Origin of the sequence: Saccharothrix sp. NRRL B-16314 (genome assembly GCF_000716595.1) — a bacterium.
Taxonomy (GTDB): domain Bacteria; phylum Actinomycetota; class Actinomycetes; order Mycobacteriales; family Pseudonocardiaceae; genus Actinosynnema.
Map to the genome: position 1 here is coordinate 207,234 of NZ_JNXC01000022.1, position 21,268 is coordinate 228,501.

The 21,268-nt window shown below is 72.0% G+C and carries 21 protein-coding genes and 1 CRISPR repeat array; of the genes, 8 read left to right on the forward strand and 13 right to left on the reverse strand.

Annotation, left to right across the window (positions count from 1 at the left end; all coding sequences use genetic code 11):
• Positions 1 to 23: 23 nt before the first annotated feature.
• Positions 24 to 1,451: a pyridoxal phosphate-dependent decarboxylase family protein gene (locus OQ02_RS27580; protein ID WP_033441482.1), complete on the reverse strand. Its 1,428-nt coding sequence runs from the start codon at positions 1,449 to 1,451 to the stop codon at positions 24 to 26.
• Between the two features lie 19 nt (positions 1,452 to 1,470).
• Between OQ02_RS27580 and OQ02_RS27585 the strand changes: the two genes are divergently transcribed.
• The gene (locus OQ02_RS27585; RefSeq protein ID WP_051772856.1) at positions 1,471 to 2,748 is read left to right on the forward strand and encodes a carboxylesterase family protein; all 1,278 of its coding nucleotides are present in this window, start codon (positions 1,471 to 1,473) and stop codon (positions 2,746 to 2,748) included.
• A 49-nt stretch (positions 2,749 to 2,797) separates the two neighbouring features.
• Here OQ02_RS27585 and OQ02_RS27590 read toward each other — a convergent pair whose 3' ends face one another.
• A complete protein-coding gene (locus tag OQ02_RS27590) occupies positions 2,798 to 4,489 on the reverse strand; it encodes a DEAD/DEAH box helicase (protein ID WP_033441483.1) in 1,692 nt (563 codons plus the stop codon).
• A 246-nt stretch (positions 4,490 to 4,735) separates the two neighbouring features.
• Here OQ02_RS27590 and OQ02_RS27595 point away from each other — a divergent pair, with 246 nt between their 5' ends.
• A complete protein-coding gene (locus OQ02_RS27595) occupies positions 4,736 to 5,722 on the forward strand; it encodes a Gfo/Idh/MocA family protein (RefSeq protein ID WP_197043519.1) in 987 nt (328 codons plus the stop codon).
• A gap of 272 nt (positions 5,723 to 5,994) precedes the next feature.
• Here the strand turns inward: OQ02_RS27595 and OQ02_RS27600 are convergent, their stop codons facing one another.
• The 3 genes from OQ02_RS27600 to OQ02_RS27610 all read right to left on the reverse strand — a co-directional run bounded on the left by OQ02_RS27600 (position 5,995) and on the right by OQ02_RS27610 (position 8,165).
• Positions 5,995 to 6,528, reverse strand: a complete 534-nt coding sequence (locus tag OQ02_RS27600; protein ID WP_033441484.1) for a hypothetical protein — start codon at positions 6,526 to 6,528, stop codon at positions 5,995 to 5,997.
• 66 nt (positions 6,529 to 6,594) lie between these two features.
• Positions 6,595 to 7,662, reverse strand: a complete 1,068-nt coding sequence (locus tag OQ02_RS27605; protein WP_051772857.1) for an LCP family protein — start codon at positions 7,660 to 7,662, stop codon at positions 6,595 to 6,597.
• Positions 7,659 to 8,165 (reverse strand): SigE family RNA polymerase sigma factor, encoded by a 507-nt coding sequence (locus OQ02_RS27610; protein ID WP_033441485.1) that lies wholly within the window; start codon positions 8,163 to 8,165, stop codon positions 7,659 to 7,661. Before OQ02_RS27610 ends, OQ02_RS27605 begins: the two co-directional genes overlap by 4 nt.
• A 266-nt stretch (positions 8,166 to 8,431) precedes the next feature.
• Here OQ02_RS27610 and OQ02_RS27615 point away from each other — a divergent pair, with 266 nt between their 5' ends.
• The 3 genes from OQ02_RS27615 (at position 8,432) to OQ02_RS27625 (ending at position 11,326) form a co-directional block, all read left to right on the forward strand.
• A complete protein-coding gene (locus OQ02_RS27615) occupies positions 8,432 to 9,679 on the forward strand; it encodes a DUF4032 domain-containing protein (RefSeq protein ID WP_051772858.1) in 1,248 nt (415 codons plus the stop codon).
• Between the two features lie 89 nt (positions 9,680 to 9,768).
• A complete protein-coding gene (locus OQ02_RS27620) occupies positions 9,769 to 10,767 on the forward strand; it encodes a YdcF family protein (protein ID WP_033441486.1) in 999 nt (332 codons plus the stop codon).
• 118 nt (positions 10,768 to 10,885) lie between these two features.
• Positions 10,886 to 11,326: a DUF6292 family protein gene (locus OQ02_RS27625; protein WP_051772859.1), complete on the forward strand. Its 441-nt coding sequence runs from the start codon at positions 10,886 to 10,888 to the stop codon at positions 11,324 to 11,326.
• A 157-nt stretch (positions 11,327 to 11,483) separates the two neighbouring features.
• Here the strand turns inward: OQ02_RS27625 and OQ02_RS27630 are convergent, their stop codons facing one another.
• Positions 11,484 to 12,650, reverse strand: coding sequence for a glycosyltransferase (locus tag OQ02_RS27630; protein WP_033441487.1), 1,167 nt, complete (start codon positions 12,648 to 12,650; stop codon positions 11,484 to 11,486).
• 196 nt (positions 12,651 to 12,846) lie between these two features.
• Here OQ02_RS27630 and OQ02_RS27635 point away from each other — a divergent pair, with 196 nt between their 5' ends.
• On the forward strand, positions 12,847 to 13,089 hold the full coding sequence (locus OQ02_RS27635; protein ID WP_033441488.1) for a hypothetical protein: 243 nt from the start codon (positions 12,847 to 12,849) through the stop codon (positions 13,087 to 13,089).
• Positions 13,090 to 13,123: 34 nt separating this feature from the next.
• On the forward strand, positions 13,124 to 13,615 hold the full coding sequence (locus tag OQ02_RS27640) for a metallophosphoesterase family protein (protein ID WP_033441547.1): 492 nt from the start codon (positions 13,124 to 13,126) through the stop codon (positions 13,613 to 13,615).
• Between the two features lie 6 nt (positions 13,616 to 13,621).
• Here the strand turns inward: OQ02_RS27640 and OQ02_RS27645 are convergent, their stop codons facing one another.
• Together OQ02_RS27645 and cmtR are read right to left on the reverse strand one after the other, a co-directional pair.
• Positions 13,622 to 14,314: a cation transporter gene (locus OQ02_RS27645; protein WP_081915986.1), complete on the reverse strand. Its 693-nt coding sequence runs from the start codon at positions 14,312 to 14,314 to the stop codon at positions 13,622 to 13,624.
• Positions 14,311 to 14,664, reverse strand: coding sequence for a Cd(II)/Pb(II)-sensing metalloregulatory transcriptional regulator CmtR (gene cmtR, locus OQ02_RS27650; RefSeq protein ID WP_033441549.1), 354 nt, complete (start codon positions 14,662 to 14,664; stop codon positions 14,311 to 14,313). The genes OQ02_RS27645 and cmtR overlap by 4 nt, the downstream gene beginning before the upstream one ends.
• An 83-nt stretch (positions 14,665 to 14,747) precedes the next feature.
• On the opposite strand from cmtR, the gene chrA reads away from it, so the two are divergent.
• Complete coding sequence (gene chrA / locus OQ02_RS27655) at positions 14,748 to 15,872, forward strand: chromate efflux transporter (RefSeq protein WP_033441489.1); 1,125 nt, start codon at positions 14,748 to 14,750, stop codon at positions 15,870 to 15,872.
• A 287-nt stretch (positions 15,873 to 16,159) separates the two neighbouring features.
• Positions 16,160 to 17,164: direct repeats of the CRISPR family, unit length 29 nt; unit sequence CGGACCACCCCCGCACGCGCGGGGAAGAC.
• Positions 17,165 to 17,376: 212 nt separating this feature from the next.
• On the opposite strand, the gene cas2e is transcribed toward chrA, so the two are convergent.
• The 5 genes from cas2e to cas7e form a co-directional block, all read right to left on the reverse strand.
• Entirely contained in the window at positions 17,377 to 17,736 is a 360-nt protein-coding gene (gene cas2e, locus OQ02_RS27660) for a type I-E CRISPR-associated endoribonuclease Cas2e (RefSeq protein ID WP_033441490.1), read from the reverse strand.
• Complete coding sequence (gene cas1e, locus OQ02_RS40260) at positions 17,733 to 18,380, reverse strand: type I-E CRISPR-associated endonuclease Cas1e (RefSeq protein WP_231500249.1); 648 nt, start codon at positions 18,378 to 18,380, stop codon at positions 17,733 to 17,735. The genes cas2e and cas1e overlap by 4 nt, the downstream gene beginning before the upstream one ends.
• Positions 18,381 to 18,720: 340 nt before the next feature.
• A complete protein-coding gene (gene cas6e / locus OQ02_RS27670; protein ID WP_033441491.1) occupies positions 18,721 to 19,389 on the reverse strand; it encodes a type I-E CRISPR-associated protein Cas6/Cse3/CasE in 669 nt (222 codons plus the stop codon).
• A complete protein-coding gene (cas5e, locus tag OQ02_RS27675) occupies positions 19,389 to 20,120 on the reverse strand; it encodes a type I-E CRISPR-associated protein Cas5/CasD (RefSeq protein ID WP_033441492.1) in 732 nt (243 codons plus the stop codon). Before cas5e ends, cas6e begins: the two co-directional genes overlap by 1 nt.
• The gene (gene cas7e, locus OQ02_RS27680; RefSeq protein ID WP_033441493.1) at positions 20,117 to 21,256 is read right to left on the reverse strand and encodes a type I-E CRISPR-associated protein Cas7/Cse4/CasC; all 1,140 of its coding nucleotides are present in this window, start codon (positions 21,254 to 21,256) and stop codon (positions 20,117 to 20,119) included. Before cas7e ends, cas5e begins: the two co-directional genes overlap by 4 nt.
• Positions 21,257 to 21,268: the final 12 nt, after the last annotated feature.

A 21,268-nucleotide genomic window follows, 5' to 3' on the forward strand; every position in this document is an offset into this window, starting at 1 on the left:
CGGGCGCCCGCCGACCTCGTCGGTCAGCCCCGGAGCAGCCGGGCGCCGATCTCGCGGACCACGGAGGCCAGCAGGTCGACGTCCTCGTCGGTGGTCCGCCAGTTCACGATCGCCGGCCGCAGCGCGACCATGCCCCGGTACACGGTGGTGCCCGCGAACACCCGGCCGTCCTCGATCAACTCCTCGCCGATCCGGCGGTTGAGGTCGTCGACGGCTTCGGCGGGCACGCCCGGCGGCCGGAAGCGGAAGCAGACGATGAACACGGTGATCGGGGCCAGCAGTTCCAGGTCCGGCGCCTCCGCGATCCGGCGGCCCAGGCGCAGCGCCAGGTCCTGGTGGCGTTCCACCATCGCCCGGTGGCCCTCGCGGCCGTACGCGCGCAGCGTCGCCCACATCGGGATCGCCCGCGCCCGCCGTGACGACTCCGGCCCCAAGTTGTTGTAGTTGACGAACTCGTCGTCCGGTTCCGGCAGGTAAGGGGCGTTCCAGCCGCCGAACGCCCGGCCCAGGAACGACCGGTCCTTGACGAACGCGACACCGCTCTCGTACGGCACGTTGAGCCACTTGTGCCCGTCGGCGGCCACCGAATCGGCCCGCTCCACGCCGCGCACCAGGTCCGCGGTGCGGGGGGAGAGGGCGGCGAACAGGCCGAACGCGCCGTCCACGTGCAGCCACGCGCCGTGCCGCTCCGCCAGGTCGGCCAGCTCGTCGATCGGGTCGAAGTCGCCGCCGTTGACCTCGCCCGCGTTGCCGATCAGCACCGCCGGCCCCGAGGACGCCAACTCCCGGTCCAGCGCCTCCACGTCCAGCCTGCCCGCGTCGTCACGGGTCAACGTCCGGACGCCGTCACGCCCGAGGCCCAGCGTCTGCAGCGCCTTCCGGCTGCTCGGGTGCACGTACCCGCTGGAGAACACCGGCATCCGCGGCAGACCCACCAGGCCGTCCGCCGTCACGTCCACGCCGTGCCGCTCGGCCCACCAGAACCGCGCGCACGCCAACCCGGTGAGGTTCGCGAACGTCGCGCTCGGCGTCAGCACACCGCCGTGCGACGCGGGCAGCCCGAACATCTCCTTCAGCCATCGCAGCACCACCGTCTCGGCCTGCGCGGCGAACGGCGACGCCTGCCACAGGCCCGCGGCCTGGTCCAGCAGGGACGTCACCCAGTCCGCCGCCTGCGCCGCCGGTGTCGCGCCGCCGACCACGTAGTGGAAGAACCGCGGCCCGGACGAGTGCGTCGCCGCCCGCGTGCCGATGCGCAGCAGGTCCGCGACCGCGGCGATCGTGCCGTCACCGGCCTCCGGCAGCGGCCCGTCCAGGTCCTCGAGCAGGTGGGCGTGCGTCACGTCGCGCACCGGCAGGTGCGGCAACGCGTCGAGGTACGGCCCAGCGGCCCGCGCCACCATCCCCAACGCCTCGGCGGCGTCCTCCCGTGCGTTCAGCGGATCACCCATCCTGGCAGGGTAGACGCCGATGACACGACGTGGGCGGTTCCGGGGCAGGGCGATCGACGCCGAGGTGGACGCGTTCCTGGGCGTCCGGTACGCGGAGCCGCCGTTCGGTCCGCGCCGGTTCGCCGCGCCCGTCCCCGTGCACGCCGAGGGCGACTGCCTGGAGTTCGGGCCGATCGCGCCGCAGTCCGCGAGGCTGCCCGGCGCGCCGGTGTGGCGGCCGGGCGACGAGGACGTGCTGAGCCTCAACGTCTGGACACCGTCCACTTCGGACGGCCCGTGGCCGGTGCTGTTCTACGTGCACGGCGGCGCCTACGCGTTCGGCTCGTCGGCCCAGCCCGACTACGACGGCGCCGCTCTGGCCCGTGCCGGATTGGTCGTGGTGACGTGCAACTACCGGCTGGGGTTCGAGGGCTTCGGGCACGTGCCGGGGCAGCCGGACAACCGTGGCCTGCTCGACCAGCGGGCTGCGCTGCGGTGGGTGCGGGAGAACATCGCCGTGTTCGGCGGCGACCCGGACCTCATCACCGTCGGCGGCCAGTCGGCGGGGGCCGGATCGGCGTTGTTCCTCGCCTCGTGGGAGCCCGTGCGGCGGGTGATCGCGCACAGCGTGCCCAACCGGTTCTACACGCCCGGGTTCGCGCGGCGGGTCGCCGAGTGGATCGACACCACCACGCCCGAGTCGGCGGTGACCTCGGCGGACGCGCTCGCCGCGGCCCAGCGCACCGGGCCGTTGGCGTACGACCCGGTGCTGTTCGGACCGGTGGCCGACGGGCTGCCCGCGTTGCGCCCGGACGTCGACGCCCTGCTGTGCCACACCGACGTCGAGTACCTGCTGTTCTCGGCGGTCGGCACGTTCCGGCCGCCCGGGCTCCAGGAGTTCGGCCGCGCTTGGGGCATCCCGGACCACGTCGTGGCCGCTTACGAGCACTTCGAGGACGCACGGGTGCGGCTCGCCGGCGACTTCGTGTTCGGCGAGCCCACCGCCCGACTGGCCGAGGCGCACGGTGTGGCGTTCCTGGCCCGGTTCACCCGACCGCCCGCCTGGCACACCGCCGACGTGCCGTTCTCGTTCGGCAACCTGGGTGGTGCGGACTTCCTGCTCGGTGGACCCGCCGGGGACGACGAGCGCGCGCTGTCCCGCCGCATGCTGCAAGCCTGGGTGGACTTCTGCGCGACCGGCGACCCCGGCTGGACCGGCGTGCGGCACTGGGGCGAGGAGGTCGAGGCCAGGCGTGCTCCGTGGCGGGGCGTGGACCTGTCCGCGCCCGTCAACCACCCGGTCCAGCCAGTCGGCTGAACGTCACCCCCGGCCGCGCGTGCACCCCTCGCGCGACGTGCCCCGCCGGTCAGCGTGCCGGGTCGTCGCGCTCCCGTCGCACGGTCACCTTGCGGCCCTTGATGGTGGCGCCCCGCAGTGACGCGATGACCTGCTGGGCCGCCGAGTCCGGCACCTCCACCAGCGAGAACCGGTCGGCGATCTCGATCGCGCCGATCTCCCGGCCGTTCAGCCTCGCCTCACCCGCGATCGCGCCGACCAGGTCCTGCGGCCGGATGCCCGAGCTGCGGCCCGCGCCGACGAACAGCCTCGTCATGCCCGCGGACGGGCGGCGCGGCTTGCGCGGCTCACGGCGTTCGCCGCCGCCCTCGCGACCGCGGCGGTCACCGGACGGCCCCGACCGCGGCACGTACTCCGGGATCTCCTCCTCGTCGGCCGCCGCGCCGGAGGCCTCGTGCGCGAGCTTGACCGCCGCGAGCGCCACCTCCATCACATCGAACTCGTCGGTCAGCGTCTCCACCACGACCCGGAAGCTCTCCAGGTCGTCCTCCAGCAGGCTCTCGTGCAGCGCGGCCCTGGTCAGCTCCAACTTGCGCGCCCGCAGGTCGGCGATCGTCGGGACCTTCTCCATGTGGATGCGCTGCTTGGTGACGCGCTCGATCGTCTTCAGCATGCCGTGCTCGCGCGGCTCGGCCAGCGTGATGGCCACGCCCTCGCGGCCCGCCCGCCCGATCCGGCCGATGCGGTGCACGTACGACTCCGGCGCGGACGGCACGTTGTAGTTGACGACGTGCGTCAGCTGCTCGATGTCCAACCCGCGTGCCGCCACGTCCGTGGCCACCAGCAGGTCCGCGGTGCCGTTGCGGAGCCGGGTCATCACCCGGTCGCGCTGCTCCTGGCTGATGCCGCCGTGCAGCGACTCCGCCCGGTAGCCGCGCCCGTTCAGCGTCTCGGTGAGCTGATCGACCTCGTCACGCGTGCGGCAGAACACGATCGCCGCCGTCGGCGCTTCGACGTCCAGGACGCGGCCCAGCGCGGCGGGCTTGTGCGCGCGCGGCACGACGTACGCGCTCTGCCGCACCTTCGGCGCCTCGCCCGGCTCGGCCTGCTCGCGGCCGATGGTGATGCGCACCGGGTCGGACAGGTGCTGGCGGGCCAGGCGGTCGATGCGTCCCGGCATGGTCGCGGAGAACAGCACGGTCTGCCGTTCGGACGGCGTCTCGGCCAGGATCGTGTCCAGGTCCTCGGCGAAGCCCATGTCCAGCATCTCGTCGGCCTCGTCCAGCACGACGACTTCCAGCTGCTCCAGCTTCAACGTGCCGCGGCTGAGGTGGTCCACCGCGCGGCCCGGCGTGGCCACCACGACGTCCACGCCCTGCTCCAGCACCCGCAGCTGCCGCCCGATGGGCTGGCCGCCGTAGATCGGCAGCACCCGTGCGCCCAGCTCCCGGCCGTACCGGTGCACCGCTTCGGAGACCTGCACCGCCAGCTCGCGGGTCGGCACCAGCACGAGCGCGAACGGCGCCCGCCGGTTCCGGTCGGCGTTGGCCATGCGCTCCAACACGGGCAGCGCGAACGCGGCGGTCTTGCCGGTGCCGGTGGCGGCCTGTCCGAGCAGGTCACGGCCTTCGGTCAGCGGCGGGATCGCCTCGCGTTGGATGGGGGTGGGCTCCTCGTAGCCGAGGCCGGTGAGCGCCCGGAGGAGTTCGGGGCGCAACCCGAGGTCGGCGAAGCTGGTCCGGTCGTCGGGCTCGTCGTTCATACCCCCAAGTCTCGCTGATCGCCCCTGAACCGCTCGGTGAGGGGTCCGCCCACGATGTGGTCCGCGCGTTCCGGGCGATGAGGTCCGGTGTTCCGGGCGGTGAGGTCCGGGCGTTCGTCGCCGTGGGGTCCCGGCGTTCCGAGCGTTGAATTCGGGGGTTCCGAACGTAGGACACGGGGGTTCCGAACGTAGGACTCACGCGTTCTGAACGTAGGACTCACGGGGTTAAGCGATTAAGGTCTCGTTGTGAAGCCACTGCGTTGGGGTGTCCTCGGAGCCACCGCCCACATCAGCGGCCGGGTCCTGCCGGCGATCCACCGGACGCCCGGGAACGTCGTCGCCGCCGTCGCCTCCCGTCCCGGTCGGCACGCGGCGGCTGCCGAGGTGGCGCGGCCGTTCGGGGCACGGGTGCACGACGGCTACGACGCGCTGCTCGCCGATCCCGACGTCGAAGCCGTGTACATCGCGCTGCCCAACACGCAGCACGTGCCGTGGACGCTGCGCTCCCTGGACGCGGGCAAGCACGTGCTGGTCGAGAAGCCGATGGCGCTGTCCGAAGAGGACTGCGTGAGGATCGAGCGGTCCGCGGCCGACCTCGTGGTCATGGAGGCGTACATGTACCGCTTCCACCCCCAGCAGCTGCGTGCCGCCGAACTCCTGGCGTCCGGTGAGATCGGTGACCTGCGGGTGGTGCGGTCCGCGTTCGCCTACCCGACCGCCACCGAGGGCAACATCCGGTTCGACCCGGCGCTGGGCGGCGGCGCCACCTGGGACGTCGGCTGCTACGCGTTCGACGTGCCGCTGTGGGCGTTCGACACCGACCCGCTCCGGGTGCGCGCCACGTTCCACTCGCGTGAGGTCGACCTGAGCGCGGTGGCCACGCTGGACTTCGGCGACGGCCGCTGGGCGGTGCTGGACTACAGCCTCCAGTACGGGCCGCGCGCCGCCTACGAGTTCCAGGGCACGCGCGGCTCGATCTCCGTGCGCAACGCGTGGACCAGCCCTGACGAGGAAGGGCTGATCACGGTGGTCACGCTGGACGGCGTGCGCGACGAGGTCGTGCCCGCCGCGGACGCCTACGAGCACCAGGCCGCCGCGTTCGCCGAGGCGGTCCGGGAGAAGGTCACGCCGCTGGTGTCGCCGGCCCATTCGGCCCGCACGGCGCGGGTCGGCGAAGCGCTGGTGCGGTCGGCGGCGGCCGGCACCGAGATCGCGCTCCGACGCCGGCCCTGACGGGTCCGTGCAGTGGCAGGTCCGCCCAGTGGCAGGTTCGTCCAGTGACGGGTTCGGCCGAGTGGCGGGTTCGGCCCAGTGACGGGTTCGGCCGAGTGGCGGGTTCGGCCCAGTGACGGGTTCGGCCGAGTGGCGGGTTCGGCCCAGTGACGGGTTCGGCGTAGTGGCGGGTCCGGCCCAGCGGCAAGTCCGTTCAGTGGCAGGTCCGTTCAGCGGTGTGCCGCGCAGCGACGGGTCCGTTCGGCGACGGGGCGTGCAGTGGCAGGTCCCGTTCAGTGGCGTGCCGCGCTGAACTCGGCGAGCCACCTCCCCACCTCGGCGGCCGATCGCAGCCGCACCCACGGCACGCCGTTGCGCTCCAGCCGGTCCGGGTACTCGGCACGGTGCCGACGGTGCGCGTGATAGGCCCAGGTGAGCAGTGAATCCGGGCCGAACAGCGCGTTCAGCGTCTCCCGGTTGCCGTTCCACAGCTCGGACCGGCGCACGATCCGCGCCGTGCTGCGCCGGACCAGCCGCGGCAGGATCACCCGCAGCGGCAGGTCCAGCCACACCACCAGGTCCGCGCGGTGCCACAGGACGGCCGCGGCCCGGTCGACGTAGTTGCCGTCGACCACCCAGGCCGGGCCGTCCGTGGCCGCCGCGAGCCTCGCCCGGAACTCGTCCACCGGCGTCGGCGTCCAGTTCGGGCCGTGGTGGAGCGCGTCGAGCTCGACGTGCGTGCCGTCGACCAGCGGGACCAGCTCGTGCGCCAACGTCGACTTGCCGGCGCCGCTGACACCGAGGATGACGATGCGACGGGGAGTCATGCCGGATCGCGCGGGAAGGTTTTCACGCCGGAAAGCATCCCGCGCAGACGGCAGCGTGCAACTGATTCAGTCCACGCAGCCGTCTTCCGGCGTCGGCTGGGCGGGGGTGCCGACGGGACTGCCGTCAGGCGTGGTGGACGGAGTGGCGGGCTGGTCGGCGAAGAAGCCCGCCGTGAACGTCCGGACCGCCGCCGGGTCGACGGCCAGTCTCGCGCCCGCCTCGCTGTCGATCACCTCGCCGACCGGGATGGTCGCCGTCCGCACGGTCCCGTTCAGGTGCCGCGCGAGTTCCAGCGGGTTCCAGCCGGGATCGGTGCGCACGTTGGCCCGCACCACCTCCACCAGCTCGTTCAGCTTCGCCACGTCGCCCGCACGGATCACCTTCGTGGCCAGGGATCGCAGGAACACCTGGTGCCGCGTGATCCGGTCGAGGTCGCCGTAGTGCAGCCCGTGGCGCTGCCGCAGGAACGCCAACGACTGCGCGCCGTCCAGCGAGTGCCGCCCGGCGGGCAGGTCGATGCCGGAGAACTGGTCCTTCGCCGCCGTCCTGAGGCAGACCTCCACCCCGCCGACCGCGTCGGCCAGCGCGCCGAAGCCCGCCATGTCGACCGACGCGTAGTGGTCGACCTGCGTGCCGGTCAACGCCTCGACCGTCAGCACGAGCGCCTCCGCGCCCGCCGCGTGACCGTCCCGCCCCTCGGCCTGCGCGGCCGAGTGGGCTCGGGCGTAGGCGGAGTTCAGCCTGCCCATGCCCACGCCGGGGATGTCGACCCACGAGTCGCGCGGCAGCGACGCCGCGCTCGCGGTGCCGTCCGGGCCGAGCCGAGCCAGCACGACCGAATCGGTGTTCGTGACCTCGTCCAGGCCGATCAGCAGCACGTTCTGCGCGGGCGCCTGCCCCGCCGGCGGTGCGGCCGGGTCGACCGTTCCCGGAGCCGCGCCCCGGTCCACGCCCAGCGGCACGATCACCGCGACGGCGGCGACGGCGGCGGCCACCCCGATGGCCGCGAACAACGCGATCGGCCGTCGTCGGGGCTTCGCGCGGTGCAGGTCGGACAGCACGGCGCGGTAGTCCACCGCCTGGTCCGCCTCGGCCGCGATCGCTTCTCGGATCAGGCGTTCCTGCTCGTTCACCGCAGCACCTCCGACGGGATGTTCTCGTTGACCCGCAGCTTCTGGAGCGCGCGGGAGATGTGGCTGCGCACGGTGCCTTCCGTGCAGCCCAGGATGCGGGCGATCTCCGTGTCGGTGCTGTCCTCGTAGTAGCGCAGCACGAGCGCCGCCCGCTGTTTGCGCGGCAGCACGGCGATCCGGGCGCGCATCGCGTCCCGTTCCGCGTGCCGCACGGCGTGGTCGGCGACCATCGGCGCCAACTCGTCCAACGTGGCGTGCGTCGAGGACACGTCCCGCCTGGCCTTGCGGCGACGCCACGACAGGAACTCGTTGGTCACCATCCGCTTGACGTAGAGGTACGGGGCGGCCATCTCCCCGATCCGCCCCCACCGCTGCCGCGCGCGGAGCAGCACGTCCTGGACGATGTCCTGGGCGAGGTGCTTGTCGCACGTCAACGCCGTGGCGTAGCGCAAGAGTCGATCAAGACGTTCGGTGACGAACTGGTCGTAGTCGTCGTCCGGCACGTCGCCCCCTTCTGCCGCTGTCGGTCTTCCGTTGCGGTCGGGAAACCCTTTTGAGGACGCGCCACGCCGAACCACTCGGGTGTGACCTGTGCCACTTCGCGTCGAGGCGAACGCTGGTGGGTGCGTCGTCGAGCGGGTCCGCGCACGTTCGGCCGCAGGCCGTTCTTAATCGTGGTGAACAGGTCACACCGGGCGACGGAGGCTGGCTGGGCGGCCGGGTGACGGGGTAGCTTCGGCGTCGTACGCGCACCAGCCACGGGGAGCACATGCGATTCCTCTTCCGCCCACCCGCCACCGAGGCCGGTGGCCTGCTCTCCCTGCCCTGGGCCCAACCGCTGGAGGAGTGGGACGAGAAGCTGCTGCTGACCGTCCCCCAACGCGGTATTTCGCGGCACGTGGTGAGGTTCGTGGCCAGCGAGGGCCAGGTGTACGCGCTGAAGGAGATCGCGGAAGCGCTGGCGCGGCACGAGTACGCGGTGCTCGGCGACATGGAGCGGGAGGGCATGCCCGCGGTGTCGGTGCTCGGGCTGTGCGTGGACCGGCCGGACGACCAGCAGGCCATCCTGGTCACCCGCTACCTCGAGCACTCCATGTCCTACCGGTACCTGTTCTCCAGCCCGCGCGGCGAGCACTCGGCCGATCGACTCGTGGACACGCTCGTCGAACTCCTCGTGCGGCTGCACCTGTCCGGCACGTTCTGGGGTGACTGCTCGCTGTCGAACACGCTGTTCCGGCTCGACGCGGGCAACCTGGCCGCGTACCTGGTGGACGCCGAGACCGTCGAACGCCACCCCGTGCTGTCCAGCGGTCAGCGCACCTACGACGTGGACCTGGCCCGGGAGCGCATCGGCGGCGAGCTGATGGACCTGGAAGCCGGCGGTCTCCTGCCGCCCGAGATCGACCCGGTCGAGGTCGCCGACAGCGTGCCCCGGCGTTACGCGGCGCTGTGGGACGAGGTGACCCGGGAGGAGTTCTTCCAGCTGGACGAGCAGCGCTACCGGGTCGCCGAACGCCTGCGCCGGCTCAACGACCTGGGCTTCGACGTCGGCGAGGTCGAGCTGGTCACCTCCGACAGCGGCGCGCGGCTGAGGGTGGACATCCGGGTCGCCGAGATCGGCCAGCACCGGCGCGAGCTGTTCAAGCTCACCGGCCTGGAGGTGCAGGAGGGCCAGGCCCGCCGACTGCTCAACGACCTCCGCTCGTTCCGCGCGTTCCTGGAGCAGCGTGACGGCCGACCGGTCCCCGAGACCACCGCCGGTCACCTGTGGCGCAACGAGGTGTACGACCCGGTGGTCGCCGCCGTCCCGCCCGACCTGCTCGGCGTGCTGGCGCCGGCGGAACTGTTCCACGAGGTCCTGGTCCACCGCTGGTACCTGTCCGAGCACGCGGGCCGCGACGTGGGCACCACCGCCGCGCTCCGCTCCTACCTCGCCACCGTCCTGCCGGACCGCGAGGCCGAAGCGGAAGCGGCCTCCGCCGCCGCCGACCCCGACCTGGTCGACGACCTCGACTGACCACCGCGGTACTCCACTCGGCACCGCGGTACTCCACTTCGGCACCGCGGGTCGCGCGGTCCGGCGGTGGGCCGCTTAGATTCCTGTCCATGATCTTCGGGATCGCGGCCATCGTGCCTGCCCTCTTCTTCGTGGTCGGTGTGATCCGGGACCGGCGGCGGATCGGCAACGCGGTGTGGCTCGGCGTGACGTTGGTGCTCCTCCTGCTGTGGCTGGTCTTCCGGGCCTCGGCGAACGGCGGGTGGACGGCCGTCGCGGTCGGGTACGGGTTCGTGGCCCTCCTGCTCGGGCTGGGTTTCGTGCTGCCGATCGCGCTGATCGCGAACGGCGTGCTGATGCTGCGCCGGGAGGGTTTCCGGCCGGCGAACCTGCTGTCGCTGCTCGCCGGGCTCGCGATCTTCGGCGTCGTCTACGCGTTCGGCTTCGCCACCGCGCACACCGGGCCGGTGGTCGACGCGGTGATCGGCTCGCTGCTGATCGTCGCCGCGTACGTCGCGTTCCTGTTCGTCAGCCTGCTGCTGTACTCGATCGTCTACGGCAGCATCGGCCGCCGCTCCGGCTTCGACGCCGTCGTGGTGCTGGGCGCGGGTTTGATCGGCGACCGCGTCCCGCCGCTGCTCGCGAGCCGGCTCGACCGCGGCCTCCACCTGTACCGGCGCGAGGTCGAGTCGGGCCGCACGCCGCTGCTCGTCGTCTCGGGCGGGCGGGGACCGGACGAGAAGGTGTCCGAGGCGGCGGCGATGCGCGACTACCTGCTGCGCCGCGACGTGCCCGACGACCTGATCGTGGTGGAGGACCGGGCGACCACCACCGAGCAGAACCTCCAGTACAGCGCGGAACTCCTCGCCGGACGCGGCTGGAGCGGCCGTGCCGTGGCGGTGACCAACAACTTCCACGTGTTCCGCGCCGCGGTCCTGGCCCGCCGGCTCCGGCTGCGGATGCAGATCATCGGCGCGCGCACGGCGTGGTACTTCCTGCCCAGCGCGTTCCTGCGGGAGTTCGCCGCGCTGCTGACGCACAACCCGATCACGCACACCGTCACGTGCGGCCTGCTGGTGGCGGCGCACGTGCTGCTCACCCTCGGCTGATCACGCCCCCGCACGGCGGGCGCCCGCGCGGTGCACGCCCGCGTTCCGTCGTTTGCGGTCGGGCAGGCCGGGTAGTCGGACGGGAACGTCAGTGCCGGGACTACGGGGGTGGGACGCGGTGGACCCCGACTTCGACTTCGACAACACGCCGGCCCACGGCCTCCAGCGGTACGTGACGGCCGTCGCGGCGGAGCTGGGGCTGGCGGGGGAGTGCTCGTCCGCCGACCCCGGCCCGCCCGCGACCGCCTACCTCGCCGTGCGGGGCTACGTGCCGTCCCTCCCCGACCAGAACCTCGCGTTGCTGTGGGACGAGGAGTTCGGCTGGGCCGGCGCGGTGGAGACCCGCTCGGGCGGACCGCCGGTCGTCATCTCCTACCTGAGGGGCGACGTCCTGCCCGAGACCGCGGACGTGGCCGCGTTCGTGGCGGCGCTGCTGCGTGGCGACCACCCCGGTGATCCCCGGCCGGTGCGCCTGCGCGCGTACGGCGCGGCCGACGACCTCATGAACCGCCTCAGCGAGTACCCGACGGAGTCGACCCGGCACGACCACGGCGAGTAGACCGCTGGTCCGCTGTGCCCCGCCCGCTGCGACCTGCCCGCTGCGACCTGCCCGCTGCGACCTGCCCGCTGCGACCTGCCCGCTGCGACCTGCCCGCTGCGACCTGCCCGCTGCACCTGCCCGCCGCGACCCTCCTGCTGCTACTCGCCCGCTGTGACTACCCCTCGTGAGCCGATGCCTCGACGGGCTCCGGCATGCCCGTCGCCTGGACGTAGACGCGGACCGTCTCGGCCGCGATCCGCGCGGTGCTGTACCGGGCTTCCACGCGGTCCGCGGCGGCGATGCCGTACGCGTCGCGACGGGCGTCGTCGGCCAACAGGGGGCGCAGCGCGCGGGCGAGGGCCTTCGGGTCGTTCGGCGGCACGAGCATCCCGGTGACACCGTCCACGACCGTGTCGGTCGCCGCGCCGACGGTCGCGGCCACCACCGGCACACCGCACGCCATGGCCTCCTGCGGAGCCGTCGACGCGCCCGATCCCCCGCACACCACCACGTCGGCGGACCTCAGCAGCGCGGGCAGCGCGACCCGCGGCACCCGGCCGACCAGCCGCACCCGGTCGCCGACCTCGTGCACGCGGGCCTGCTCGCGCAACCAGCGCAGGTCACCGGCCCGGCCACCGACCACGACCAACTCGGTGTCCCACACCGACCGCAGCGCGGCGATCACGTCCTCGGCGCCGTCGGCGGGCGCGACCAGGCGGTGGGCCGACTGCCGGTTCAACCGCGGCCCGTCCGGCTTGAACCGCTCGACGTCGACCCCTCGCGGCACCACCGCGATCCGCGCCCGCGGCACGCCCAGCCGCACCAACTGCGCCTTCTCGTCCGTGCAGCCGGCCACGACCCGGCTCGCCTCGCGGCCGATCAGCCGTTCGGTGGACACGCGAGCCGCCGGCACTGCCTCACCGTCGACCTGCTCCATCGCACCCAACGAGTGGAACGTCTGCACCACCGGCACGCCGAGACCGTTCGCGGCCAGCACCGACGCCACGCCGGACGTCCAGTAGTGGGCGTGCACCACGTCCGGCCGGTCGGCCTGCCACTGACCGCGCAGGAACCGGGTGAGGTCGTCGAGGTGGGGCAGCAGCTCGTCGGGGTGGAGCGGGGTCGGCGGCCCGGCCGTCACGTGGACCACGTCGTAACCCCGACGGGTGTGCACCACGTCGCGGGGCCGAACCGAATCACGTCGGGTGTGCACCACGACGTCGTGCCCTGCCGCGGCCAGGGCCGCCGCCAGATCCGCCACGTGGACGTCCTGGCCGCCTTCCTCGGCGTCGGCGAGCACGGGCAGCGGGCTCGCGTGGGCCGAAACGACTGCGATTCTCATGGGTTCCTCCAGCCGCGGGAGCGGAGGTGCCCGCGTCACGCCGGATCAGGCTGTCGTCTCAACCCAATTCCGGACCGTACAAGCAACCCCGTGCCCCTGCCACTCGGAACGACCACGTCCGGTGACGCGCGGTTGGTCCGGCCACGGCCGGGTATGGGAGTGGACGACCACCCGATCCGACCACCGAGGAGGGGCCATGGCCACCGGCGAGACCGGCTTCGACGACGTCACCTACGACCTCATCTCCGTCCAGTACCACGCGCTCAAGGCGGGCCACGACTACGGGCAGTACGTGCGTGACGCGGAGAACGCCGGCAAGGGGGAGATCGCCGACTTCTTCCGGCAGGTGATGGCGGAGGACTCCGAGCGCGCCAAGCGGTGCCACGAGTTCCTCCGCGAATTGAGCGTCAGCGGCGACGCCGGCCCTGCCGTGACCTGAACGCGGGTTCCAGGGGCGGGGTAGCGTGCGCGGCATGCGGGTCGTCGTGCTGTCGGACACCCACGCGCCCCGGCGGTGGAAGTCGTGTCCCCCGGAAGTGGCGAAGCACCTGCGCGGTGCGGACGTCATCCTGCACGCCGGTGACGTCTGCGTGGCGTCCGTGCTGGACGAGCTGGCGCAGTACGCGCCGGTGACCGCCGTGTGCGGGAACAACGACGGCCCGGACGTGGTCGCGTGGGGAGCGCCCGAGACCGTGGAAACGGATTTCGGGGGCCTGCGCGTGGCGATGATCCACGACAGCGGACCGGCCGCCGGCCGCACCGCGCGGATGCGCCGCCGGTTCCCCCGGGCCGACCTGGTCGTGTTCGGCCACTCCCACATCCCGATGGACGTCACCGGTGACGGCGTGCGCGTCTTCAACCCCGGCTCGCCCACCGACCGCCGCCGGCAGCCGCACGGCACCGTCGGGCTGCTCGACATCGAGGACGGCGCGCTCATCGCGGCCCGGATCGTGCCGGTGACGTAGGTCGGGTCAGCAGCAGTGGTCACCGCGCCAGGCGTCCCGGCCCTCCTTCACCGCGACGGCGGCGATGACGAGGGCGACCACCGGGTCGGCCCAGGACCAGCCGAACAGGGAGTTGAGCAGCAGGCCGACCAGCAGCACGCCGGACAGGTAGGTGCACAGCAGGGTCTGCTTGGAGTCGGCGACGGCGCTGGCCGAGCCCAGTTCGCGCCCGGCCCGGCGTTGCGCGGCCGACAGGAACGGCATGACCAGCAGTGACACCGCCGCCAGCACGATGCCGACCGTGGAGTGGTCGGCGGCCTCGGCGCCCAGCAGGGAGCGCGCCGACTCGACCGTGACGTAGGCGGCGAGCGCGAAGAACGACACCGCGATCACCTTCAACGCCGCCCGCTCGCGCGACTCGGGGGCCTTGCCGGAGAACTGCCAGGCCACCGCCGTCGCCGAGGCGACCTCGATCACCGAGTCCAGGCCGAAGCCGATCAGGGCGGTGGAGGAGGCGATGGTCCCGGCGGTGATCGCCACGATCGCCTCGACCACGTTGTAGGCGATCGTGGCGGTGACCAGCAGCCGCACGCGGCGGGTCAGCACCGCTCGCCGTGCCGGGTCGACCTGCGGGCTGTCGGCGGCGTCGCAGCAGGCGTCCGCGCACCCGTCACCCGTGGGGGCGGGCGGCAGGTCGGCCCGGCCGGGGTCGGTGTTCATCCGCTCGCCCCCGCCGTGGCCGGGACCGGCTGCTCGTCGTCGAGGCACGGCTCGGTGGTGTCGACGGCGAGCACGACCTTGACCAGCTCGCCCAACGCCCGTGCGAGGTGGACGTCGGCGAGGGCGTAGCGGACCTTGCGGCCCTCGTAGGAGGCGACCACCAGCCCGCAGCCGCGCAGGCACGACAGGTGGTTCGAGACGTTCGAGCGGGTCAGGCCAAGGTGGTCGGCGAGCTGGGCGGGGTAGCTGATCCCGTCGAGCAGGCCGACGAGGATGCGGCAGCGGGTCGGGTCGGCCAGCGCCTTGCCCAGCCGCGCCAACGCGTCCTCGCGGGTCTCACACTTCAGCATGACGGCAACCATACAGTGAACGCTGTACTGATGTCGGGTGTGATCGTTTGACCGGGCGGAGGGGAGCCAGCGAGGATCGCACCGTGACGCGGATCGGCCTGGCGACCATCGCCCGTGAGTGGGGGCGCATCGGCTGCATCGGGTTCGGCGGACCGCCCGCGCACATCGCGTTGCTGCGGGACCTGTGCGTCACCCGGCGCGGCTGGCTGACCGACCGGGAGTTCGAGGACGGCATCGCGGTGACGAACCTGCTGCCGGGGCCGGCGTCGACGCAGCTCGCGATCCTGTGCGCGTGGCGGCTGCGCGGGACGGCGGGGGCGTTGGTCGGCGGCTTGTGCTTCATCGTGCCGGGACTGCTGCTGATCCTCGCGTTGGCGATGCTGTTCCTGGCCGACAACGCGCCGGCGTGGGTGATCGGTGCGGCGGCCGGAGCGGGTGCGGCGGTGCCCGCGGTGGCGGCGCACGCGGCGTGGGGGCTGATCCCGGGTAGTCGGCAGCGCATCGGCGTCGAGCGGGCGGCACGCGTGCGGTGGGTCCTGTACCTGCTGGCCGGCGGGGTCGCGGCGGCGGTGACGGGTCCGTGGCTGGTGCTCGTGCTCATCGCGGCCGGGTTGGTGGAGATCGCGGTGCGCGCGCCATCCGGCCGACATGCCGCGTGGCCCGTCGTGCTCGCGTTGCCTGCGGCCGGGGGAGGTTTGGGCGCGCTGGCGTGGGTGTCCGCCAAGGTCGGCGCCCTGTCGTACGGCGGCGGGTTCGTCATCATCCCGTTGATGCGGGAGGACGCCGTGCACACGTACGGGTGGATGTCCGACGCGCAGTTCCTCAACGCGGTGGCGCTCGGGCAGATCACGCCGGGACCGGTGGTGCAGACCGTCGCGGTGGTCGGGTACGCCGCGGCCGGGCTGGGTGGTGGGCTGCTGGCCGCACTCGTGGCCTTCGGGCCGTCGTTCGTGATGGTCATCGCGGGCGGGCCGAGGCTGGAACGGCTGCGGGACAACGACAAGGCCCAAGCGTTCCTGACCGGCGCGGGCGCCGCCGCCATCGGCGCGATCGCCGGCTCCACCCTGCCGCTGGCCCTGTCCCTGGACAGGCCGTGGCAGTTCGTCCTACTCGGCCTCGCCGCCCTGTGGCTGCTCGTGCTGCGCCGAGGCGTGGTGACGGCGCTGGTGTCCTGCGGCGTCATCGGCGCAGCAGTCGCCCTGTTCTGACCAGCCAGGCACACGACACAGGCGACCGGATGGTGCCGGAGGCCTGTACCACCCTCACGTGGGGGGAAGACGCGCCGGCTGGCACCGCTATGCAGGCCGACATCGGACCACCCCCGCATGCGCGGGGAAGACGAGCACCTCGACCGCGTGCTGCGCGGCGAGGCGGGACCACCCCCGCACGCGCGGGGAAGACTCTGAAAGGTTGCTATGACGTCTATCGCCGTCTAAGGACCACCCCGCACGCGCGGGGAAGACTCCTACTCGCCGCCCTGCTCGCGGCGCGCGATGGGACCACCCCCGCACGCGCGGGGAAGACAGCGCACCGTCGACATGAACCCCGCGCTCTCGGGACCACCCCCGCACGCGCGGGGAAGACTGGCAGCCGGGGTGTGGCGGGCGGCCCGTTCTGGGACCACCCCCGCACGCGCGGGGAAGACATGCCGGCCGGGTAGTGCGCCTCGCGGGACTCGGGACCACCCCCGCACGCGCGGGGAAGACCTCCGTGGGCACCCGAGGACTGGACCGAGTCCGGGACCACCCCCGCACGCGCGGGGAAGACGAGGTGGTGACGGATGCGGCCTCGTTGGGTCAGCGGACCACCCCCGCACGCGCGGGGAAGACGTGCGGTCTCGGACAGGCCGCAATGCACCCCGCGGACCACCCCCGCACGCGCGGGGAAGACGATCAGGTACAGCACCACCGGGGTCGCCACCACGGACCACCCCCGCACGCGCGGGGAAGACTGCGCGATGCCGCACGCACGGTGCTGGCCGACCGGACCACCCCCGCACGCGCGGGGAAGACCTTCGGCACCGCCGAACCGCCGTTGCAGGCCGCGGACCACCCCCGCACGCGCGGGGAAGACAGGGAGGCACGATGGCGCACAGGCCATCAGCGGGGACCACCCCCGCACGCGCGGGGAAGACGGGTCGCCCTTGCCCAGCTCCTCTAGGCGGTTCGGACCACCCCCGCACGCGCGGGGAAGACGGGTCGCCCTTGCCCAGCTCCTCTAGGCGGTTCGGACCACCCCCGCACGCGCGGGGAAGACCTGATCCGGCGGTGCGAACGGCGCCAGGTCAGCGGACCACCCCCGCACGCGCGGGGAAGACGCCCGATATGCCCGGGGTGCCGTCAGCCGGTCCGGACCACCCCCGCACGCGCGGGGAAGACACGCCCCCGCACCCCGAAGCGTGACGGGAGGCAGGACCACCCCAGCACGCGCGGGGAAGACCTCAGTCCCAAAAGGCTGAGGGCGGATCGCCAGGGACCACCCCCGCACGCGCGGGGAAGACACTTCTTGACCAGGGACGTTACAGCGCCGGAGTCGGTTCTAGCATCGGTTTGCTCGGGCCTTGACGGTTGTACCGGACTGACGCCGCACAGGAGACGGAGGCCCGTCCACCGGGTCAGTGATGGTCTGGGCAAGCGCGCAGTCAGGCATGTGTGAGTGACGTTCGGTTGCTGGCCGTCGACGGGTTGTCGGCGTGACGTTAGTGGCCGCGAGTCAGCGTTTGCCGTAGCGGCGTCGGCGGCCGGCTGTGCTCCAGCCCTTGCCTCCGGACTTCTGCTCGGAGTCGTTGTCGGGTTGTGGGTCGGCAGGGCGAAGCATGAGTTGGATGCCGTCGTAGTCGACAGGGTGCCAGGTGTGGTGGTGGACTTTGAAGTCGAGCCCTTGTTCGTTGTCGGCGTGGTGGACCATGATGGCGCGGCCGGTGCGGACCATGTCGATGACCCTGGCCCACATCAGGTCGCGGACCCGCTTGCTGACTTTGCCGACGAACACTCCGGGCGAGATTTCGAGTAACCAGCGGGTGAGGTGGCCACGGAGGCCGATGGGGCACGCGGCGACGACGATGACTGTCACAGGTCGTCGTCCTCGTCGTGGTAGTTGGTGCCGCCTGCGACGGCTCGACCGTTGTCGTCCCAGAGCATGACGACGTTGCGGGACTCGAAGTCGATATCCTCGAATGCTTCCGGTCCGTACTCGACCAGTCCGTCGTCTTCACGGAGGAGGTTCTTGACGTCGCGGACGCAGGTTTCCAGGAATGCCCCGTCGCGCATGTGGTCGCGTATGGCGCGGCGGGTTTCGGTGCCGATATCGGCGACATCGCGCGCGGTGATGTCGAAGGCGATGGGGATGGAGATGTCCGCCTTGTAGAGGTCTGCGATGTCGTAGACGAAGGACCGGACGTGTCCGGTGTGGACAAAGCCGAGACCGGGGGCGCACCCGAGTGCGACGATCACTGCGTGGACGACGCCGTACAGGCTTGTGTTGGCTGCGGAGAGGGCCTTGTTGACCGGCGTGCCTGAGTCGAAGTCGTCGGGGGCGTAGTCGCGGCGCTGCCAGTCGATGCCGGTGCGTTTGGCGTGCTCCCGGTACATGCGCCGGACGCGGGCACCTTCACGTCCGCGCAGTTGTTGCATGGTGAGACCGGTGGTGTCCTCGCCGGGAAAGCGCATGGCGTACATCTCGCGTGCCACGCGCAGTCGGGTGCGGGTGTTGGACACCAGATTGGCCTGGGCTTCGAGCAGTCGGGAGGAACGGCGAAGGATCGGCCGTGGGCGTAGTAGCGCACACCGTGCTCGCCGACCCAGACGGCGGTGGAGCCGCTTTCGGCGAGCAGCACCATGGCCTGCTGGGTGACGTTGGTGCCGGGGCCGAGGAGCAGCGCGCCGAGGGTGGCAGCCGGGATGTGGACGGTGCCGCGTTTGTCGGTGGCGGTGATGGCGTTGTCGTCGCGGTTGACGACGCAGTGTTCCAGGTACAGGAACGACAGGCGGTCCTGCGCGCGGACGAGCTGCGACAGCGGAACGGGACGAGCACCGGGGATGTCAGGCACGGATCACCTCAGGCGCGGCGGACAGGTGCGAGGGTGAGCAGGCCGCAGCCGTAGCCCTTGGCGGGGCCGATTCCGTTGACGAGGGTCGCGCGCAGGGAGTCTGGGTTGCTGATGTGCAGGCGACCCTCGAACACGGCGGTGGAAAGGGTCACGTCGGTGCCCTGCCGTGCGAACGACAGGGTCTCGCGTTCGCGGACGGCGACGTCGGGTTCCTTGTGCTCCCCGGTCGGGATGGTGAAGCCGTGCCGTTCGGTGCGGCGCAACAGCCATTCGCTCTGCTGGGCGACGGTGACGTGTCCGAAGCGCTGTGAGCGCGTCGAGTCGGCGTTCTTCCGGCGGCTGCTGACGGGGTTGGCCTTGAGCCGGAACGCCCACTCCTGTCCCGCGTCCAACCTGTCGAGCAACGCTCGATAGTCACGGGTGTCCCATTCGTGCGTGGTAGGCCAGCCGACCTGCTCGACGAGGTGGGTCAGGTCCGGGCGCTGCGGGCCGACCAGGTAGAGCATCACCTGGTGCTGTCGCCGGTCGATCCGCCACAGCACCCGCCCGTCAGAATCGGGGACGGCAGTGGTGGTGGGGAAGGAGGCCATGACCGCGGCGTGGAGTTTCTGCGGCGAGGCGAGCAGTGCCCGAGCGTCGCGGCGGGCGGCGTTGATCTCGAATCGGGTCAGGTACATCAGGCGATTCCCTCGAATGCCGCCATCGGGTCGAGCGGGTCGATCACGGGGCCGGACTCGACGCCGGATGCTGCGCGGTGGGCGGGGTTGGGCACGGTGACCTTGTCGCGGCGGACGGAGCGCCATCCGTAGCGGCGCTCGCGCGGGTCGAAGCTGAGCGGCTCGTCGCGGACGAGTTCGGCATCGGGCGCATCGGCCGGGCAGTCGACGACGATGTCGAGGTCGACGGTGGTGCCGTGGTGGCGGCGTTGCACCCACTGGGAGGCCAGCCAGGGATGGTTCTCCAGGCGATCCCTCAGGGTGCCGGCATGCATGCCGTGCAGCAGTTTCCCGGCGGGTGGACAGGAACGGCGGCCGAGGAACAGCGGGAACGCTGGGGCGCACAGTGCCTGCCGCACCGTCTCCAACACTTCGGGTTCGCCTTCGATGGCGACGGCGAACACGGCGTCGGCCACGTAGAACCGGTAGGACAACGGCATCGAGCCCGACCCGTCACGGGTCCGGGCGGTCTGGAAGTCACGTTCCAGCTGACCCGCCTGGTCGACCCGAATCCCGATGCGCAGGTCGAGCAGTTCCTCCAGCGGATCGGTGCGGCGACGGCCCTTGGCGGCGGCGAGCATTCCGAGGATGCCACTGCGGCTGGGCGCGCGATCGGTGTTGCGGCGGACGAAGCGGCTGCTGGTGCCCCAGGACTGCAACGGGGCGCCGAGCCGCAGCAACAGGGTCGTCACGCCTGCTCCGCGAGCCGGCCGGCGACGAGGGTGCCCACCGCGTGCACGGTCGGATCGATGGTGCTGGGCCGGGCCAACTCGGTCAGCGGGGAGACCTTCTTCTCACCCACGCCGAACACCCAGGCCTCGACCGGCCGCTCGTCGAACGCCTCGTGCAACTCGCGGGCGTGCTCGGCAAGCCGTTCGATCGCGGCCACGACCCGACCTCCCTCAACGTTGTCGTCTACGGCCTCCTCGAACGCTCCGACCAGGTTGATCGACTGGCTTTCGCGGACGATGACCAGGACGGCGTCGGGGAGGGTGCGGTTGGCGAAGGTGTTCTGCTTGCCGGTCGGCATGCTGGTCACGAACGCCCGCGTGAACGCCTCCACCGCCCGCCTGGTTGCCTCCGCGTCGCCCAGGTTGTCCTGCAAGCGGTCCACGTCCACCGTGGCGTAGCGGTACAGGGTGGAGGAGTTGAACTCCACCGTGCCGATCATCCCGGCGCCGGCGTCTTCCTGGTCGTCGGCCTTCTTGTGGTCGTCCACGGCGGTGAAGTAATCGTATTCGTTGTCTACTGCGTGCACGCTCAACGCGTGCGCGACCTGGCATGCCGCGTCCACGTTGAGATCGGTGGCGTTGGCGACCATCCGCCCGAACAGCGAAACGTCCACCGAGTGCTGCCGGTCGGCCCGCGCCCGCGCCTCGGCCTTGTCGATGTCGAGCTTGCCGTCCCCGGCCGCTTCGACGGCGTCGATCACCAACTCGGCCAGGCCGACGACCTGCCTGCGGCTGAGGAACAGCAGGAACTCCGCCTCGGGCAGTGCTTCCTTCTTGCGTGCCGCGACGATCTTGATGCCGGCTGCGGTGAGCACAGCCCCGGCCAGCTCAGCGGACCGGTCCGCCAGAGCCGGTTGCTGCCGGGTGATCTCCTCGCCCAGCAGCTCCACGACCCGCTTGGTGCGCACGCCCAACTCCGTCGGGTCGAGCAGTTGGTCGAATGCGTCCCGGGTCGCGCGCTTCCAAGACTGGCTCGACACCCGCGCGCGCCTCCGGCCGCCGTACACCGCGGTCTTGGGGCTACCGGTGTCATCACGGTTGATATTGCTCGGCGGAACGGTCTGGATGACGTGGATGTCGACGATGGTGCGAGGCATGGAGATTGTCCT

Excerpts from the sequence above, each read along its gene's own strand:
- OQ02_RS27640 (WP_033441547.1), top strand. The coding sequence starts at position 13,124 with ATGCGGGTCGTCGTGCTGTCGGACACCCACGCGCCCCGGCGGTGGAAG.
- OQ02_RS27585 (WP_051772856.1), top strand. The coding sequence starts at position 1,471 with ATGACACGACGTGGGCGGTTCCGGGGCAGGGCGATCGACGCCGAGGTG.
- OQ02_RS27615 (WP_051772858.1), top strand. The coding sequence starts at position 8,432 with ATGCGATTCCTCTTCCGCCCACCCGCCACCGAGGCCGGTGGCCTGCTC.
- OQ02_RS27600 (WP_033441484.1), bottom strand. The coding sequence starts at position 6,528 with ATGACTCCCCGTCGCATCGTCATCCTCGGTGTCAGCGGCGCCGGCAAG.
- cmtR (WP_033441549.1), bottom strand. The coding sequence starts at position 14,664 with ATGCTGAAGTGTGAGACCCGCGAGGACGCGTTGGCGCGGCTGGGCAAG.
- OQ02_RS27645 (WP_081915986.1), bottom strand. The coding sequence starts at position 14,314 with ATGAACACCGACCCCGGCCGGGCCGACCTGCCGCCCGCCCCCACGGGT.
- OQ02_RS27635 (WP_033441488.1), top strand. The coding sequence starts at position 12,847 with ATGGCCACCGGCGAGACCGGCTTCGACGACGTCACCTACGACCTCATC.
- OQ02_RS27590 (WP_033441483.1), bottom strand. The coding sequence starts at position 4,489 with ATGAACGACGAGCCCGACGACCGGACCAGCTTCGCCGACCTCGGGTTG.
- OQ02_RS27630 (WP_033441487.1), bottom strand. The coding sequence starts at position 12,650 with ATGAGAATCGCAGTCGTTTCGGCCCACGCGAGCCCGCTGCCCGTGCTC.
- OQ02_RS27580 (WP_033441482.1), bottom strand. The coding sequence starts at position 1,451 with ATGGGTGATCCGCTGAACGCACGGGAGGACGCCGCCGAGGCGTTGGGG.
- cas6e (WP_033441491.1), bottom strand. The coding sequence starts at position 19,389 with ATGTACCTGACCCGATTCGAGATCAACGCCGCCCGCCGCGACGCTCGG.
- cas7e (WP_033441493.1), bottom strand. The coding sequence starts at position 21,256 with ATGCCTCGCACCATCGTCGACATCCACGTCATCCAGACCGTTCCGCCG.
- OQ02_RS27620 (WP_033441486.1), top strand. The coding sequence starts at position 9,769 with ATGATCTTCGGGATCGCGGCCATCGTGCCTGCCCTCTTCTTCGTGGTC.